Annotated in this window: 12 protein-coding genes and 2 pseudogenes; 8 read left to right on the top strand and 6 right to left on the bottom strand. The window is 45.1% G+C overall.

Translation table 11 applies throughout. The features are described from left to right. Positions 1 to 45: 45 nt before the first annotated feature. The 4 genes from F6K63_RS26115 to F6K63_RS26100 all read left to right on the top strand — a co-directional run bounded on the left by F6K63_RS26115 (position 46) and on the right by F6K63_RS26100 (position 5737). Positions 46 to 1377: a molybdopterin molybdotransferase MoeA gene (locus tag F6K63_RS26115; RefSeq protein WP_287313496.1), complete on the top strand. Its 1332-nt coding sequence runs from the start codon at positions 46 to 48 to the stop codon at positions 1375 to 1377. Positions 1378 to 1611: 234 nt separating this feature from the next. Further along, positions 1612 to 2883 (top strand): RNA-guided endonuclease InsQ/TnpB family protein, encoded by a 1272-nt coding sequence (locus F6K63_RS26110; RefSeq protein ID WP_287313495.1) that lies wholly within the window; start codon positions 1612 to 1614, stop codon positions 2881 to 2883. Between the two features lie 97 nt (positions 2884 to 2980). Then, positions 2981 to 4702 (top strand): GTPase HflX, encoded by a 1722-nt coding sequence (gene hflX / locus F6K63_RS26105; RefSeq protein ID WP_287313507.1) that lies wholly within the window; start codon positions 2981 to 2983, stop codon positions 4700 to 4702. 429 nt (positions 4703 to 5131) lie between these two features. Beyond that, positions 5132 to 5737, top strand: a complete 606-nt coding sequence (locus F6K63_RS26100) for an HD-GYP domain-containing protein (RefSeq protein WP_287256738.1) — start codon at positions 5132 to 5134, stop codon at positions 5735 to 5737. On the opposite strand, the gene F6K63_RS26095 is transcribed toward F6K63_RS26100, so the two are convergent. Together F6K63_RS26095 and surE are read right to left on the bottom strand one after the other, a co-directional pair. Then, a complete protein-coding gene (locus tag F6K63_RS26095; protein WP_287256739.1) occupies positions 5719 to 5919 on the bottom strand; it encodes a hypothetical protein in 201 nt (66 codons plus the stop codon). The genes F6K63_RS26100 and F6K63_RS26095 overlap by 19 nt on opposite strands. Positions 5920 to 6237: 318 nt before the next feature. Then, on the bottom strand, positions 6238 to 7050 hold the full coding sequence (gene surE / locus F6K63_RS26090) for a 5'/3'-nucleotidase SurE (RefSeq protein ID WP_287313494.1): 813 nt from the start codon (positions 7048 to 7050) through the stop codon (positions 6238 to 6240). 171 nt (positions 7051 to 7221) lie between these two features. On the opposite strand from surE, the gene pheS reads away from it, so the two are divergent. After that, positions 7222 to 8223 carry a phenylalanine--tRNA ligase subunit alpha gene (gene pheS / locus F6K63_RS26085; RefSeq protein WP_324293468.1) on the top strand — a complete coding sequence of 334 codons (1002 nt, stop codon included), beginning with the start codon at positions 7222 to 7224 and terminating at the stop codon, positions 8221 to 8223. 78 nt (positions 8224 to 8301) lie between these two features. Here pheS and F6K63_RS26080 read toward each other — a convergent pair whose 3' ends face one another. Both F6K63_RS26080 and F6K63_RS26075 read right to left on the bottom strand, forming a co-directional pair. Then, positions 8302 to 8517: a hypothetical protein gene (locus tag F6K63_RS26080; protein WP_008182463.1), complete on the bottom strand. Its 216-nt coding sequence runs from the start codon at positions 8515 to 8517 to the stop codon at positions 8302 to 8304. A 102-nt stretch (positions 8518 to 8619) separates the two neighbouring features. Beyond that, entirely contained in the window at positions 8620 to 9366 is a 747-nt protein-coding gene (locus F6K63_RS26075; protein ID WP_044492687.1) for a 2-phosphosulfolactate phosphatase family protein, read from the bottom strand. A gap of 405 nt (positions 9367 to 9771) precedes the next feature. Between F6K63_RS26075 and iscB the strand changes: the two are divergent. The 3 genes and pseudogenes from iscB to F6K63_RS26060 all read left to right on the top strand — a co-directional run. Beyond that, a pseudogene (gene iscB, locus F6K63_RS26070) lies at positions 9772 to 10380 on the top strand (RNA-guided endonuclease IscB); the annotation flags it as partial. Positions 10381 to 11396: 1016 nt separating this feature from the next. Then, positions 11397 to 11579 carry a hypothetical protein gene (locus F6K63_RS26065; protein ID WP_008182453.1) on the top strand — a complete coding sequence of 61 codons (183 nt, stop codon included), beginning with the start codon at positions 11397 to 11399 and terminating at the stop codon, positions 11577 to 11579. Between the two features lie 115 nt (positions 11580 to 11694). Further along, positions 11695 to 12051 (top strand): annotated as a pseudogene (locus F6K63_RS26060) (RNA-guided endonuclease InsQ/TnpB family protein); the annotation flags it as partial. 12 nt (positions 12052 to 12063) lie between these two features. On the opposite strand, the gene F6K63_RS26055 reads toward F6K63_RS26060, so the two are convergent. Continuing rightward, a complete protein-coding gene (locus F6K63_RS26055; RefSeq protein WP_044492656.1) occupies positions 12064 to 14811 on the bottom strand; it encodes a DEAD/DEAH box helicase in 2748 nt (915 codons plus the stop codon). Between the two features lie 584 nt (positions 14812 to 15395). Further along, on the bottom strand, positions 15396 to 17309 hold the full coding sequence (locus F6K63_RS26050; protein ID WP_287313493.1) for a right-handed parallel beta-helix repeat-containing protein: 1914 nt from the start codon (positions 17307 to 17309) through the stop codon (positions 15396 to 15398). Positions 17310 to 17407: the final 98 nt, after the last annotated feature.

Raw genomic sequence — 17407 nt, 5'->3', positions numbered from 1 at the left:
TCATACAATAGTGCTACATCGTTCATCTTTGATACTTAATAGGCAATGCTACCAGTTCAAGAAGCAGAGTCAATCATTCTCAATTTGGTTCAACCCTTTGACCCACGGCTGGAAACACAGGTGGTAGAGCTATCCGCTGCTACTAATAGAATTCTGGCAGCAACAGTGACCAGTAACTTAGATTTTCCGCACTGGGATAATTCAGCCATGGATGGGTATGCCGTGCGTTATAGCGATGTCCAATCCTGCAATCGCGAACAACCAGTAGTTTTAACTATTGTCGAAGAAATCCCTGCTGGATATCAACCCCAATCTGAAGTCAAACCGGGACAAGCGTCACGGATTTTTACTGGAGGTTGTATGCCAAAAGGAGCTGATACGGTGGTGATGCAAGAAAACACCAAGCTCCAGGACAATCAGGTGATGATTTTGGAGGCTCCCCAACCCCAAGCCTTTGTCCGTCATCGGGCATCTTTTTACCAAGCCCAAACCAGTCTTATGAAACCAGGAATTAGGCTTGGTGCTCCAGAAATTGCCGTCTTAGCTGCAGCTCAGTGTAACCAACTGACAGTGTATCGGCGTCCTCGGGTGGCAATTTTTTCCACTGGCAACGAGCTAGTAACCCCTGACCAACCCCTAAAACCTGGTCAAATTGTGGATTCTAATCAGTATGCCTTGGGTACCTTTGTCTCCCTCTTGGGGGGAGTACCCATACCTATGGGGATTGTGCGCGATCAGCCAGACGATCTAAAAAATGCGATCGCAAACGCTATATCCGAAGCAGATATGGTTCTATCTACTGGCGGTGTATCAGTGGGGGATTATGACTATGTAGACAAAATCTTAGCCCAGCTCGGAGCAGAGATTCACATCCACTCCGTTGCGGTTAAACCCGGTAAACCCCTAACTGTTGCTACTTTTACCTCCCCCTTGCCTAATTCCCCAGAAGACAGTGACCTTTCTAGTACTCCCTCGTGTTTAAAACGTCCAGTACTGTACTTTGGTCTACCTGGGAATCCCGTTTCAGCACTAGTCAGTTGTTGGCGGTTTGTTAAACCAGCACTGTTAAAACTATCTGGTTTACCGGAGGAAGTCTCGAAACCAGTTTTTGTCAAAGCGATCGCATCTGATGACTTACATGCCGGTGGACGCCGGGAAACTTACCTGTGGGGACAACTGTGTTTAGATGCAGCTGGTACCCACAAATTTCATTTGGCCAGCGGTAGTCATAGTTCTGGTAATTTGATTAATCTTGCTCACACCAATGGTCTAGCGGTGGTGCCAATCGGTAAAACCTTGATTCGGGCTGGTGAATCGGTATTAGTTTTACAGGTAGGGGAAGGTGTAACTACTCTTCACCCTAACCTGACGTTATAGCTTGGGCTGATCAAATTCAAAAATCAGACTTGCTGTTCCTAGATATCCTGTACCCACCCCATCATCCTATACCCTGCCAAAAGCAGGATTTTTGGTTTCACTCGGTAAGTCTTAACTGATGGGGAGTTTGAGGGATACATGGATCCCTCAAGCAGATTTTATCCGGTCAATCCCGGTAAAATCTGCAACAGATATAGGTCTATAGACCAATAATTCTGTGTTAGAAATATTAGTATGACTCTGACCATGAACTATTGCTACCGACTTTACCCCGACGCCATCCAAGAGCAAACAATGCTGCATTGGCTGGAAATATCTCGCAAGGTTTACAACTACGCCTTGCGGGAAATCAAGGATTGGGTGAATTCGCGTAAGTGTAGTTTGGACTATTGTTCCCTCGAACGAGAATACATCATTCCAGCTGACAAGCCTTTTCCTACCTACTACAACCAGCAAAACGCACTTCCCCAGGCCAAGAAAGAATTCCCATTACTCGCAGAAGCTCCCTCTCAAGTTCTGCAAACTACAATTCGCAGATTGCACGATGCTTGGAATTATTTCCAACACAGAGGGTTTGGCTTTCCTCGCTTCAAGAAGTTTGGACAAATGAAGTCCATGCTGTTTCCTCAATTCAAAACCAACCCGATTACAGGTTGGCAGATTGCGCTGCCCAAGGTAGGCAAAATGCCCATCAACTTGCACCGACCCATTCCAGAAGGGTTTGTGGTCAAGCAAGTAAGGGTGTTAAGGAAGGCAGATAGGTGGGAAGTAGTACTCACGATCAAGTCTGAGGTATCGATACCTATAGCTCAACCTCACGGAGAAGCTATAGGTATCGATTTGGGTTTGGAGAAGTTTTTGACAACCTCGGATAGAGAGTTTATTGCTAGACCCCGATTCTTGACATCCTTGTACCGCGAGTTGGAATTACTGCAACGCAAGTATGCCAGAACGAAAAAGGGTTCTAAAAACCGCCAGAAGGTAAGGAAGCAGGTTGCCAGATTCCACAATCACATTGCAAATGTTCGGAAAGATTGGCAGTTCAAACTGGCTAACCATCTTTGTACCAAGGAGGGTATTGGGATAGTGTTGGTTGAGGATTTGAACTTGAAAGCTATGTCCAGAGGGATGTTGAGAAAACACACTCAAGATGCAGCTTTCGGTCAGTTCCTCAACTTGCTCGAATGGGTGGCGAAAAAACATCAAGTTTATTTTGCCCGTGTCAACCCTGATCGAACATCTCAAACTTGTCCTAAATGTGGAACACATACGGGCAAGAAAGAACTCTCCGAAAGGATGCATAGATGTGGTGAATGTGGATACGAGACGGACAGAGATCATGCAGCATCAGAAGTAATCCGGCTGCGTGGTCTAGAACAACTGAGTACCCAGGGACTCTGGGGAATAGAAAACGCCTATGCAGTCGGTCTGCCGGGGACGGAGGAAACTCCGTCTAGGTCAGAGGCAAAACCTCGCAAGAGAAAAACTAGGAATGCCAAACTGTGAGGTTTGGAAGCCCGCGCTGTACCGTCAGGTCAGCGTCGGGAGGATGTCACAATAGATAGAGTAGTCTTGGAAACCAGGTTACTGGTCAGTAGCGCCTATCGATACTATCTACGGTAATCTTCAAGGTCTTAAGCCTAGCCAGCTCAAGCAACTCAAACGGTTGTATCACCAACGCTTACCCAGCGATAACTTGACTACGCCGGAGTTTGCTCAACGTGTTGCGGCCATTAGCACAGACATCCAACAGCCCCTATGCACCTACATCAATCGGCGGGGACAAGTGATTCGTGTGGCTGTAGGTACCCCTACTCAGACCAAAATTCCTCCCCTGGAATTGCCCCGTTACGGTGCTGAACGATTGTGCGGGATTCGCTGTATCGCCACTCAGCTCAAATCAGAAATCCCCAGAGAATCTACCCTCACGGCTATGGCAATTCAGCGATTGGATGCATTGGTGGTACTTACGATTACTGGCTCAGGTATGATAAGGCGGGGTGGTGGAGCAACAGGTTATATCAAAGAAACCTATCTCGCACATTTACTCCCTCCTAGTAACTCAGAAGGAAACAATCAGGTAGACTCTCAACTCCTAAATTGGAGTGTATCATCACCCATGAGTCTGGATATTCTGACCAAGCAGGATTTCCAGGAATTGGTCGAAGAGCTAGAAGCTGAGTTTCGAAGGCAATTTGTGGCTCAGCAAGTCGATGTTGACCAAGATAGGGTGCTGATTATAGGATTAATGACTGAAAAAATCAGCCCAGAGCGATTTGAAGATGGCTTAGCAGAAATTGGGCGGTTGGTGGAAACCGCTGGTGGAGAAGTATTAGGGGTAATCCAGCAAAAGCGATCGCATCCCCATCCCCAAACAGTAGTTGGTAGCGGTAAGGTAGAGGAAATTGCCCTGACTACCCAAACTCTAGCCGCTAATCTGGTAGTATTTGACCGTGAACTATCACCAGCACAAGCTCGCAACCTAGAATCCCAAATTGGTGTTCGGGTTGTAGACCGTACTGAAGTGATTCTCGATATTTTCGCCCAAAGAGCTCAATCCCGTGCTGGTAAATTGCAGGTGGAACTGGCACAACTAGAATATATGTTGCCTCGCCTTACTGGTCGGGGTCAGGCAATGTCCCGGTTAGGAGGTGGCATTGGTACTCGTGGTCCGGGTGAAACCAAACTGGAAACCGAACGTCGCTCCATTCAGCGTCGAATTGCCCGACTTCAACAAGAAGTAAACCAATTACAGGCTCATCGGTCAAGGTTAAGGCAGCGGCGTCAGCAACAGGACGTTCCGACAGTGGCGGTCGTTGGTTATACAAATGCCGGCAAATCTACCCTGTTGAATACCCTAACCAATGCTGAGGTTTATACCGCTGACCAGTTATTTGCTACTCTTGACCCCACCACCCGACGCTTACCTATTGTTGACTCAGTAACGGGTAAATCTAGCGCTATGCTATTGATCGATACGGTAGGGTTTATTCACGAGTTGCCCCCACCCTTAGTAGATTCATTTCGGGCTACCCTCGAAGAAGTAACAGAAGCAGATGCTTTGCTGCACGTAGTGGATTTATCCCATTCAGCGTGGGCTAGTCACATTCGTTCTGTAATGGGAATTCTAAGGGATATGCCCATTACACCAGGACCGATTTTAGTGGCATTTAATAAAATTGACCAAGTAGACAGTGATACCCTAGGGTTAGCGAAAGAAGAATTTCCTCAAGGAGTGTTTATTTCTGCTAGTAAACGTTTTGGACTGGAGACATTGCGTCAGAAACTAGTTGAGTTAGTTCACTATGCGATCGCAACTCAATAAAGTGAATCAGCTTCAGAGGTTGTCTGAGAAGTCTCATTTGCTACATCAAAGCCCCCATTGGTCCCCCAAGCGAGGGATTGCTCGCTTGGGGGACTTTTACCAGCAAATGGATTCTTGTTCCCCCCAAGCGAGGGATTGCTCGCTAGGGGGGCTAGGGGGGCAAAATTCAGTATCAAAAAACTTGGGAGATATCCTCTCATAAAAAATTCCCCAAAATCGGGAGTTCGCTAGTTCTAAACAAGTAGTGATTTTTGCAGTTTTATTTCTTGCTAGGAGTCGATTTTACCAACGTCTCTTACTACTTCTAGAGGACTAAAATTATGATATAATGACTTAATAAACTGGATTAGCTTCATAAAAAATTCACAAGTGTCAGCTAATAGATAGGGATAATTTAATTGTTAAAACCAAAAGCAACTTCAAAGTTTGATGCTTCGTTCTGGGGACGCCGATATCCTAAATTTCCTTGAACAAATCCAGTTGGCTCGCAACGTCCCGATTGGCTTAAGGTGCTATCGTCTGCGAACTATGTGTATGCATTTTGGGCGCTGGTTAAACTTAGAGCCAGAAGCAATGCGTCAGCTGGTTTTTTTGTGCTATTGCCACGGTTTAGGGAAAATTAGCATTCCCGATCAGATCCTGTTCAAAACAGGACCGCTGACAGAAAAGGAGTGGACAAAAGTTAAGGAGTATCCTGAAGTTTCAGAACTGATTTGTAACCAGCATCCGCTCTTGAAGGAGTTTGCATTCTTAGTGCGTACCCACCAAGAGAGGCTGAATGGCACTGGTTATCCGGATGGGTTGCGTGGTGAAAAAATTCCTTACATTGTTCAGGTCTTTCAGCTGGTGAATGCGGCAGATGCTATCATCAGCAAGCGGCTATATCGTAACCGTAGTGACCCCCCAGGCATTCGCCCCTACTGGAAACAGGCGGTAGCAGAAATTACCAAAGAAATAAACCTTGGTGCAAGAGATCCAGAACTCTGTGAAAAGTTTTTTCGTTTTCTTGAACTGTACTATCGAGGCGGTGGTTGAAGGTTAAAGGTTGTTCGCGTAGCGTGGCCGTTCGCGTAGCGTGGCCAAAAGGCCAAAAGGCCAAGGTTTAAAATTGTTCGCGTAGCGTGGCCGTTCGCGTAGCGTGGCCAAAAGGCCAAAAGGCCAAGGTTTAAAGTTGTTCGCGTAGCGTGGCCGTTCGCGTAGCGTGGCCAAAAGGCCAAAAGGCCAAGGTTTAAAGTTTAATAAAAAAAGAGTTTACTAGTTGGTTTCACCTTTTTATTTCTTAAGCTATTGCCAACAGGTCTTACAATTACCAAGCATCTCATCAATACCTATTTTAAGGGTTATATAAATCCGCTGACTAAAGTTGTCGCAGCATGGGAGCTTTTTACCTTATTTTTGAGGGTTAAACGGTCATTTGCATTTCTGTGTAAAAACAGTAAAGTTGCTAATTTGTCAATAGAAATTAAGAAAAATTTTTCAAAACTTTATTCCTTATCCTTCATCTTTCATCCTTGATCCTACCCTAAAAGGGACGCCTAGGGCGAACATCCTTCATCCTGAGACAGTTTCAACTGTTGCAAGTGATACACCCTAGCAGTATCAGTTAGGTTATATTGTAAAGGGGTGATGCTAATGTAGTTGTCGCGAATTGCCTGAACATCAGTAGGGATATCTTGAGGTAAGTGAATATGATCGGGTTGTTCAACATCCTCAATAACTTCACCAGCTAACCAGTAATAGATTTTGCCTCGGGGATCAACTCGTTTCTCAAAATTCTCGATGTAACGACGAATTCCTTGACGGGTGATGGCAATACCAGCTATGTCTGAGACCTTAACAGGTGGCACGTTGACATTGAGTAATGTTGTTTTTGGTAAAGGTTGCTCTGACAGCTGATTTAGGAGAGTTTTCGCAAATGAAGCCGCTACTTGAAACTCCTTTGAGGTGTAGGTGACTAGACTGAAGGCAATGCTGGGAATCCCTCCGATTAACCCTTCCATAGCAGCTGAGACAGTGCCAGAGTAGAGGACATCCGTACCCAGGTTAGAGCCGTGGTTAATCCCAGAAAGCACTAAATCTGGTGCGCTATCCATTAATGCCCACAAAGCCAGCTTTACACAGTCTGAAGGGGTTCCAGAACAAGACCAAGCAGTAACCTTGGGATGGAAGATGTTATCTATAACTTCAGCACGGATGGGCTCATGAAGGGTCAAACCGTGACCAGTTGCTGAGCGCTCTCGGTCAGGACATACTACGGTAACATTGTGCCCCGCTTCAGCGAGGGTGTTGGCAAGGGTACGTACACCAAGGGCGAAGATACCATCATCGTTGCTGATCAGCAATTCCATAGGATATGAGGCTACAGCTAAAGATAAAAGTCGCTGTTCGATTCTAATCTGAAATTGATATATTCTAAGACCATCTACCCCACTCACCTGACCATTTTTTCAGTAAAATGAAACAGTCCTGCATAAATGACAGGGGTTTCCGGTTCTTCTCTTACTAACCTAAAATTACTGATGACAAGCCTCAACGAGATTGAGACCCAACTAGCTACACTCAAAGAAGAAGCAACCATTGCGATCGCTTCTACTGATACCTTGGAACAATTGGAACAGTTGCGCATTAATTACCTAGGCAAGAAAGGGCAACTGTCTCAGATATTGCGGGGAATGGGTAAGTTAGCACCAGCAGACCGACCTAAGATTGGTGCGATCGCAAATGTTGTCAAAGAAACCCTCCAGCATAACCTAGAGCAGAGGCTCCAAGACCTGAAAGCAGCTGAAATTCAGGCAAAATTGCGCTCAGAAACCCTGGATGTGACTATGCCAGGGGTATATCGTCCCCAAGGTCGCATTCACCCTCTCAATAGCACCATTGATCGGGCATTAGATATTTTTGTTGGTTTAGGCTACACCATTGCTACTGGCCCAGAGATGGAGACAGATTACTATAACTTTGAGGCCCTTAATACTCCCCCTGACCATCCGGCGCGGGATATGCAAGATACCTTCTACTTGCCGGATGGTAATTTGCTGCGTACCCATACCTCTTCGGTACAGATTCGCTACATGGAAAACCATGAGCCACCGATTCGGATTGTGGCACCTGGTCGAGTTTATCGACGGGATACGGTAGATGCTACCCACTCGGCAGTGTTCCATCAGATAGAACTGTTGGCAGTGGATGAAGGGATAACCTTTACCGACCTCAAAGGTACCCTTAGGGAATTTTTGGAGGCAATGTTTGGGGAAGAGTTAGAAGTGCGTTTCCGTGCCAGTTATTTTCCTTTCACTGAACCTTCAGCAGAGGTGGATGTGCAGTGGAAGGGGAAATGGTTAGAAGTGATGGGTTGCGGGATGGTTGACCCCAATGTACTCAAGGCTGTAGGCTATGATCCTGAAATTTATACAGGTTTTGCTGCTGGTTTTGGAGTAGAACGTTTTGCCATGGTGCTGCACCAGATTGATGATATTCGTCGCTTGTACAACAGTGATCTGCGCTTTTTGAAGCAGTTTTAGTGTTGATTAGCGTTACTGGTAGATTCGACGAAACTATAAATTATTAATCAAAACAAACCATGACAAAGTAAACCAAACTTATCCAAAGGATAAGTTTGCTATATAGCGTTGCTTATCCTTCTGATATCGCCACGAAACTGATTCTGGGTCTTTATCCTGACTCCACTGCTTAAAATCAGGTTGATCTCTTAATTCTTGGAGTGTTGCTGGTGCTACTCCTAATCGTTGAGCTAAGTCTTGTTCACTTAGTCCTTGAAAAAATTCGCTAAGAGAATTAAATTCTGGTGAGCTCATGCCAAAACATTAAATTCCAACACATTAGAGGTTAGCTGAAAAATCAAAAATAATGCCGTACCCAAATTAAAACAGAAAAAAGCTCTCGTTATCTGCTAGATTTTACCTGTTAACTGGGTTTTTAACCAAAACTCCTGGTTCTTTCTGAATCGGTAAAGCGTCTAATACATCAGTTTGAGCGCAATACTTTAAATCTTCATGACCATTCAGCCGCAGCAGGCGTTTTCCGTGACTAGCGTGATAGAACATCTCTAGTAATTTATCTTGCCACTGGGAGTAAAGTGCGATCGCACCAATTACTTCATCATTACCAGCAATGTCATCCACTGAGTCTCCGGTTTCTTCCATAAGTCTTTGACTAATCGCCCCAGCACAAACCGTGTCTTCTAGGGAGTAGGCTCCTTCCCAACCTGACCCCACTAGCCAAATACTATCTGGTTTGTGGGTCAGTAAATACTCCACCGCTGCCACACGATTCACTAAGGCGGCGGCTAGGACTACCGGGGAATTTTGGACACGCTGTAAGGCACGGGTACCGTTGGTGGTACTGATGAATAGTCTCCTGCCCTGTACTCGCTCAGGTGTGCAAATCAAGGGCGAGTTACCCAGATCACAGCCCTCTACCATTTTACCACCCCTTTCCCCAGCTCTTAGCCGTTTGTCAGTGGGCCATTGTTCACTGATTTCCATTAACTGGTCAATATCACTGAACACTTGAACGGCTTCAGCACCAGCATTCAAAGCTGTAGCCATGGTAGTCGTGGCTCGCAGGACATCAATTGCGATCGCACAGTCTGGCAAGGTGTCTGTGGGAGTTTCTTCCGGGGTGTGGTAGATAGATAGCTTCACGGCTTGGATATAGTTGTTTTTTGGACTGCTGAAATTTTCGTTGACATAACCAGCCTCATTAATCTTGAAGATTAAACCAGTCAGCCTAATGGCATCCCAATTTATCGGGCACGACAGCCACAAATTATAGTATATTAGTTAGTCGGTTAAATCAAGGTGCCTCTTCGTTAAAGCCTGGTAATTCCCGGCAATTTCCCGGATTACAACCGCGAAGATGCAGACTCAGGATTGATTTCCTACGTTGGTTTGGTCAGGATCCCCGGGGGTGACCTCCAGCTCCCGGCTCTATCGCTAGCTACTAAGGAAAGGCAAAATGTGTGGTTAGCCTAACAAGCCATTATAACATTGTCGTTCGCGTAGCGGGACGAAGTCCGGAACACATTACCAAATTGAGATGCACTAAAAATGCCAAATTATGTATTTGTTATTGACACAAACAAACAACCACTAAACCCAATTTACCCGAAGAAAGCACGCCGGTTGTTAGACAAAGGTAAAGCTGCGGTTTTCAGGATGTATCCTTTCACGATCATCTTAAAGACTGCGATTCGGCAAAGCCGACGCTGCGCGAACGATAATCCAGTTATCTCATCTTGTCAAATAAAGATTGACCCTGGTAGTAAGGTAACTGGATTTGCCCTAGTTCAAAACAACCAAGTTATTTAGGGTATGGAATTAGAACACAGAGGAGGATTAATCAAGAAAAAACTAGAGTCTAGAAGAGCTGCAAGACGTGGAAGACGTAACCGTCATACCCGATACAGAAAGCCACGATTTCTTAACCGTAGATGTCCAGAGGGATGGCTTTCACCTAGCCTAGAGCACAGGGTGTTGACTATTGAAACTTGGGTAAAACGACTAATTAAATTTTGTCCTGTCAATGAGATTTGGGTCGAAAAAGTCAAGTTTGACACCCAAAAGATGCAAAATCCTGAAATCAATGGCACTGAGTACCAGCAAGGGGAACTAGCTGGTTATGAAGTTAGGGAGTACTTACTTGAAAAATGGGGGAGATAATGCACTTATTGTGGTAAGCAGTCCGGTAGTGATAAATAAGTAGTGATAGAATATTATATTGACCTTAAATAATGCATTTTTTTATGGAAAAATAGTAATTTTGATATCATTAATTAGTAGCTTTTATTGTTTAAATAATAAATCTTAATTAAAAAATCTTTAAAAAACTGCTAAACTTTTGTTATAAAAAACGTTATCAAGTTATCAATACACCATCGTAAGAATGAATACAGTCTCAGATTTAATAACGCGACCCAATTGCCCTTACTGCAATTGTGAGCGAACAGTGAAAAAGCGATGCAGAGGTGCGACCCGTGGCGAATTTAATTACGGGTCAAACGCACCATTACGGTCTTGGGGAGCCAGTGCGGTCTTGGGGGTTCCCCCCATGAGCAACTGGCGTGGTTTCCCCCATGAGCGACTGCATCAAGACATGGAAGCACTCATAATAAAAAGCAAAAATATCTCTGTTTCTCTTGGTGCGCATTCACGCTTTTCGGGGAACCCGACCGGGGTCGCACCGCAAAAACTGTAAGAGACAGTTTGTAAAAAATCCGACAAAAAAAACGATATCCTTGTCGATCAAAAAGAGAATCGATTACCTATTACTTGAGAAAATATATGCAAGCCGGTATTGCTCGAACAGTTGGAGTTTCAAAAACATGGCTCCAGAATTATGTTAATAAGAAATATGCGGAAACCCCCCGAAAAATAAAGGTTTCAGAAAAACCGTGCATGTAAGATGTCCATTCTCTTGGTGCGCGTTCCCTAGGTCGGGTTTCCCGACCGGGGTCGCACCGCTGAATGTGATGAAATGTGGTCTTTTGTTAAAGCGATGCAGCGCGGTCTTGGGGGTTCCCCCGGAGACGAAACCTGATTACGTTGAGCCTTTATGGTTGGTAGGTTATGCAAAAAAGGGTTAAAACTTGAGGCGCGACCCCGTAATTTAATTCGCCATAGGAAAGCGCGCCTCCATTGATTAAGGCGAGCCTGTCTTACGGTAACTTCAAACCATGAGCGACTGCATCAAGACAAAAAAAGATAATAAACAATGGATTTGGTTGGCCATTGGCCGTTGGCCACGCTACGCGAACGATGGCCGTTGGCCACGCTACGCGAACAAGAAACTAAAGAAATTGTTGGATTTTATCTTGGAGATCGTAGTCGAGAATCAGCAATCAAGGATGTTTGTCTAGAATTAGTAACCGAATTAATGAAATTAAATCCTAATAAGCGAAAGTATTATCAACGAGGTCTAAGGGCTAGATTACTTATAGAGTCTGCGTTTTAGCTTATTTCGTCGCCCCCTCAGCTATTAACAATGCAGGTTGGTATCAGTTTAGGAAATGGTTAGAGCATTTTGGCAAGAAGTTTGGTAGAGTCACGGTTGCAGTGAATCCTGCCTATACGAGTCAAAATTGCTCAGAATGCGGCGAGGTAGTCAAGAAGTCGCTATCAACTAGGACTCACGTCTGCAAATGTGGTTGTAAATTAGACCGAGACCACAACGCCGCAGTCAACATCCTGAAAAAAGCCTTGGGTACGGTGGGGCACACCGGAACCTGGATCATCGATCCGAACACTTCGGGAGATTTAACCTCTACTGTTCTTGGTTCCGGCCAGGTTCAGCAAGTCGAATCGTTGAGCGAAGAATCCCCGCTTCAATAGGCGCGGGGAGTGTCAATTGACTCGCTCATTAACCGGAAAGCGGTCAAGTAACTGAGCAGCACGAATCGCATTAGCTTTTAAAGACTCTGGTAGAGGCAACACATGGGGAATTTGGGATAATATATCTAAGGTTCGACGTAAGATTCGCACCACATCCCCTTCATCTAAACTGCTATTTCCGCATAGCTCCCGCCAGGATTTGCCTAATGACCACTGTTCTATTAGACCAATTAACCTATCCTCTGACCAAACCGGTAAGGCGACATGATATCGACGCTGTAGCTGAAATACTTGACGCCGAATCCTCCTGAGGTTTCCCAATGCTTCTAGCACTTCCTCACTTGGTTTATAGTTTGTCCAACTATCCGGTCTAGGGGTTTCGGTAACTATAGCAGAGCAAGCTGCTGCCAGTTGGTGGGGGTCTAAGTCATCTAATTCTCCCGACAGCATGGCTAAAGCTAGCCACAACTCATTTTCTCCCCGAACCGAAGCAGCCACTTGCCCCAGAACAGTGGGAGTTAAGTCCTCCAAAGAGCCAGATTCCTTTAAAATTTCAATCAGGTTCAGAAATTCGTGCCAATGCTGAGCCTGGTATTCTCGGAATTTAGTTTGACGTTGGTTAATTTGCTCCTGCAAAAACAACCGTTTTTTGTGGCGTTTGATCAGTTGAGAGGGATTACCCCACTGACGAAGAGCATGGGTTTCCATTTGACCCTCTAGATCAGCAACAACACCTTGTTGCTCCCTCACTTCTGGAGCAACCCAGAGTTGAGCAATAGTGGGGACTTGGTTAGCCAAGGCTTCAGTATCTTCATTTCCGCCTTTGACTTGACCTGGCTTAATCTCAAGTCCCTCTAGAGGCTGGAGAGTTCCAATATCAAGGTATCGAAGAGTGATAATGTCAGAGGATTCACCTTGAGTTGAGCCGGTTGAGTAATCTTCCGTAGAGCCATTGGATACTTGGTCATCGGCCACTTCAGGAAAGCCATCTAACCCCATCACATCAGCAGTTGTTGCCACATACCATCGGTTAGCAGCACTTAAGCACACCAGATAGGGGAATTGACCGGAACCCTTTTGTTTAGACACTAAAACAGCTGGAACAGGAGAAGACACTGGCACATGCTTGCCCTTGAGATAGAGAATGGCTCCCGATTCCACCTGTTGTAACACTTGGGATACGGCTTTAGAAACAGATACCTCTGCTTGGTGTTGCAGGTCTTTAAGAATGCGGCGCTCTACTTTCAGGTGTTCCTTCAGTTTTTGATAGCCTTCCATTACTGCCACATCTACCGGTGCCAGTTGAAAATCAATTCTGGTCAGTTCCGCAGTCAGTTCAGTAATTGCCTGTTGTTGAGGTTTTAGGTACAAAGTAGCTAGGTACTGAGCAAAGCTGCGTTCAACTAACTCCTTGGCTTGAGGCAGAGAGTGAGTTTGCAACAAATTCAGTACCATACCATAGGTAGGGGTAAACTGACTAACTAGGGGATCAGCACCAGCAGTTGCTAGATAAGCCGCCTCCTTAGCCCCTTCAAAGGGGGTTTGCACGGTCACCACATAGCCATTGGTATCCATCCCTCGCCGTCCTGCTCGTCCAGCCATCTGCAAAAATTCAGAGGCAGTGAGTAGCCGGTGTCCTCGGTCAGTACGCTTAGATAGACTGGAAATAACCGTGGTACGAGCAGGCATATTAATTCCTGCTGCTAGGGTTTCTGTCGCAAATACCACCTTCACTAGTCCTTGTTGGAATAGTTCTTCTACTAGACCTTTCCAAGCAGGTAAAATTCCAGCATGATGGGCAGCTATACCTCGGTAGAGGGGGTCAATTTGTTTGGTTCGAGCTGCTTCTGGATTCTTAGTGATAAATTCATCAATCCGTTTCTTGAGTCGAGCTGCTTCTTGTTCATTGACCAGGGATATTGGACCCATCTCATCTACTGCCTTATCACAGCCTCGGCGGCTAAAGATAAAGTAAATAGCTGGTAACATCTCCCGTTTTTTTAGTTTGCTCACCACAGAGCTAATGCTGGGGCCCTCCGGACGTCCATGTTTGTCCTTGCTTTTAGGACGCCTGGTTTTGAGGGAGTTGTTAATCTTGGTTTGGTCGTCATTCAGCAGGGAGACAATTCCCTTGGGATGGGCAAAGTAAAACTCTAGGGGAACAGGTCGGAAGTCAGAGTAAATTAGCTGAGTGGAGCCATGAACTTGATTGAGCCAGTCGGTCAGCTGGTCAGAATTGGCAACAGTGGCAGAGAGGGCAACAATTTGGATATCTGGCGGACAATAGATAATTGATTCTTCCCAAACCGTGCCTCGTTGTCGGTCATTCATGTAGTGACATTCGTCTAGGATGACCGCCTCAACCCCTAGCATAGAGGCTCCCACTTGACCAATTGGGGTACCATAGAGCATATTACGGAAGATTTCCGTAGTCATCACTAAGACAGAAGCTTCCCGGTTGACCGAGGAATCACCGGTAACTAGACCGACTTTGTCTGCGCCAAATTTTGCCCGAAAATCCCTTAGTTTCTGGTTGGAGAGCGCTTTGAGGGGGGTGGTGTAGAAAACACGTCCCCCTTGAGACAAAGCACGATAAATGGTATATTCTCCAATCAGGGTTTTCCCAGAACCAGTCGGAGCACAGACAACTACTGACTGACTATGATTGAGAGCCTCAATTGCCTGTTTTTGGAACTCATCGAGTTCAAAGGGAAATAGGTTGTTCGGGTCAAGGTCTACTGATGAAGTAGCAATATTCACACAAGGTTTTTCCAATAAGGTATATGATCGTTAGGTGTTGCTTGTAATTACGTAGTCCATTGGTTGTATATCTTGATTGTATGTTAGTTAATTAATTGAGAGGGTGTACACCATTTTACTCAAGATACCCCTGGTGTATTTATAGGTAGTTGTTTACTATAACAAAGGGCGAGACAAACTTGAAGTGTTGTAGAACAAGGGTTTGAGGCTATTCCCAAAAACTATTCCGATCGGGGATTATCCATAGAAATCCGTATCCTACTCTACTTGTAAGTCTTCCTCCTGTTCTATCAAGATAACGTCCAAACCTTCATGACCATTGATATTCAGGGTTAGTAAACAGCTAGATAAAATGTCGCAGAGTCTACCAAAAACTCTTATTATTTGTTAGACTTAAATTAGGGTAACACCGACAGGGATTATTATGTAACTTAAATTAAAGCCGAAAACCAAGGCTTTAATAGTTGCGGTTACATCCCGGTGTTAAACTTTTTTGACATTTTTATGGCGCTCGCGGGATATTCCCGAGAGCTTTGGGAGATACCCCCTGGATGCTATTGCATCTTGCATTGGCGAGCCTTGGTCTATCTTGGTAGACTTTGGTAGCTAAAAAGTATCGGTTCAGGTATTTGTGGGGACTGTGGTTGTACCGGAACCCTGGCCACTGGACGGCTGGTACACTGGGGCTTTGCTGTGTTCGGTAGAGTTGTTGCTGACCGGGTCTCGATACTATTCCCTGGATCATCAAGAGAACGCACTACCACAGTCACAGCTGGTTCCGAGGTACCGTAGTCTGGGTGAGTTGCGATCGCACTCAAGTAATCCCCAGGCTGGACATTACTAAGACTAATCCCAAACTTCCCTTCTTGATCTGCTTCGGCTGTAGCAATCTTTTTGCTCAAGGCACCATAACCAGGGGTTTTTGGGGAAACCTGGTCTACAACATAGATATCTACCTCAGAACCAGGGTCAGCTAACCCATCCAAACTGACCTGACCATCCCGTTGAAAAAACTCTACCGCTAACCACCGAGGTGTATTCACAGCATTATTGCCAGTGTCTCGCCTACGGTTAGGAGAGTCTCGCTTGGGGTTTGGTCCATCACCCACTTGATAATGCCTTGCTCCGGTGTGGTTTCTAGTTACTAGGTCAATGCTCAGCCCTTCTAGAGCCGCAAATTGATTATCTTGGATGATATTGCGATCGCTTTCTGGATAAGCAGCAACCACCACTCCTGGTCCTGCTTGGTGAGTGATTTGGTTACCAATGACTTGATGGTCATCTCCCATCAAATATATGGCAGCCCGACGTAAACGGTGTCCATTATACTTAATTTGGTTATTCCGAATGCTGACAGCACCCATAGGTTTAAATAGGTACACAGCGCTGCCGTCGTTGCCGCAAATTAAGTTAGAGTCAATAGTGGTGTTGTCGATAGTACCATCTAGACGAATAGCATCTGGCATCCCAGCCATCCCGTTACCAACGATGATATTCTCGGTAATCGTTAGATCCCTCGCCTGCTTGGAGGTAATAATCCCGCTACCGTCGTGATAAGCAATTCGATTACGCCGGATCGTAACTCCTGTCCCGTTAAACACCCATACCCCAAAAGCTGACATGGTTGATGGCATACTCTCATCGGGGGGTATACCTAGCCAAGTGTTTTCTATAATCACCGATTGGGGAGGTTTGTCGGCAGCAAACTGACTCTTGTAAAATTTACTGTCGTAGTCGGGTGGCAGCCGATGGGAAATCAATATGTCTGCTGGTGTTGAGATGACAGTTGCTTGGTGCTCACCGTTAAATCCATATATACTTAAACCTTTTATAATAACATCATCATTAATAATTGTCAAACCTTGAAAAATTTCTACTGTTTCCGCTGGAGTAATTGCCACCAATGGAATCGGGATTTCAATCTCAGCAGTAGCTGATTGATCTCGGTTATAGCCAGGTTGGGTAGTGCCATCTACGATTACTCCAGCAGTCGCGATGGGCGGCAAGTGTTCTACCAAACGAATAGTGGTTTGCTGGCCAGGTAAATTAAACTCTATTTTTGACCGTGCTGGGGAACTTAGGGATTCTACTTGAGCTTTTTCTGTGGGACTAAGTTGGTCTAGGGTTAATGTGCCGTTGATCAGGTTAATAGCTTCCCTCAGGGTTAAGTTATTGTCTGGTTTTACTGAACCATCTTGGTTGCTATTGACGACTACTTTTAGGGGTGATGGTTTTGGTTGGGCTAGGGCTGGCTTAATCAAGGCAAAAGGCAAAAGGCAAAAGGCAAAAGGCAAAAGGCAAACGGTAACAGTATGGATGAACTCTTTTGAGTCTAGGGTTGATAATAAACTAGGTATATACTGGTTTGTTTTGATAAGTCTAGGGTTTTCTTTTTTATTAATACAACCTGAAATTAAACTAGAATAGTAAGGATTTTTTTTTGAGAGTTTGAGGTAGACTTCTGACTTTAAATCCGAAGTAATTATATTTGGAGTCATAGCTGCTTCCTTTTAAAGATGAATATACTGATAAATAGTAATTTTTTACTGGTTTATGGTCTGACACCATTTATAGTTAAAGATAAACTAGATATTTC

It is taken from the genome of Moorena sp. SIO1G6, from assembly GCF_010672795.1.
Lineage (GTDB): Bacteria > Cyanobacteriota > Cyanobacteriia > Cyanobacteriales > Coleofasciculaceae > Moorena > Moorena producens.
This window is presented reverse-complemented; position numbering and strand designations above follow the sequence as displayed.

Bases quoted from the DNA above. Each gene is read 5' to 3' on its own strand.
- F6K63_RS26115 (WP_287313496.1), top strand. From the start codon at position 46: ATGCTACCAGTTCAAGAAGCAGAGTCAATCATTCTCAATTTGGTTCAA.
- F6K63_RS26110 (WP_287313495.1), top strand. From the start codon at position 1,612: ATGACTCTGACCATGAACTATTGCTACCGACTTTACCCCGACGCCATC.
- F6K63_RS26100 (WP_287256738.1), top strand. From the start codon at position 5,132: ATGCTTCGTTCTGGGGACGCCGATATCCTAAATTTCCTTGAACAAATC.
- surE (WP_287313494.1), bottom strand. From the start codon at position 7,050: ATGGAATTGCTGATCAGCAACGATGATGGTATCTTCGCCCTTGGTGTA.
- pheS (WP_324293468.1), top strand. From the start codon at position 7,222: ATGACAAGCCTCAACGAGATTGAGACCCAACTAGCTACACTCAAAGAA.
- F6K63_RS26080 (WP_008182463.1), bottom strand. From the start codon at position 8,517: ATGAGCTCACCAGAATTTAATTCTCTTAGCGAATTTTTTCAAGGACTA.
- F6K63_RS26065 (WP_008182453.1), top strand. From the start codon at position 11,397: ATGAGCGACTGCATCAAGACAAAAAAAGATAATAAACAATGGATTTGG.
- F6K63_RS26050 (WP_287313493.1), bottom strand. From the start codon at position 17,309: ATGACTCCAAATATAATTACTTCGGATTTAAAGTCAGAAGTCTACCTC.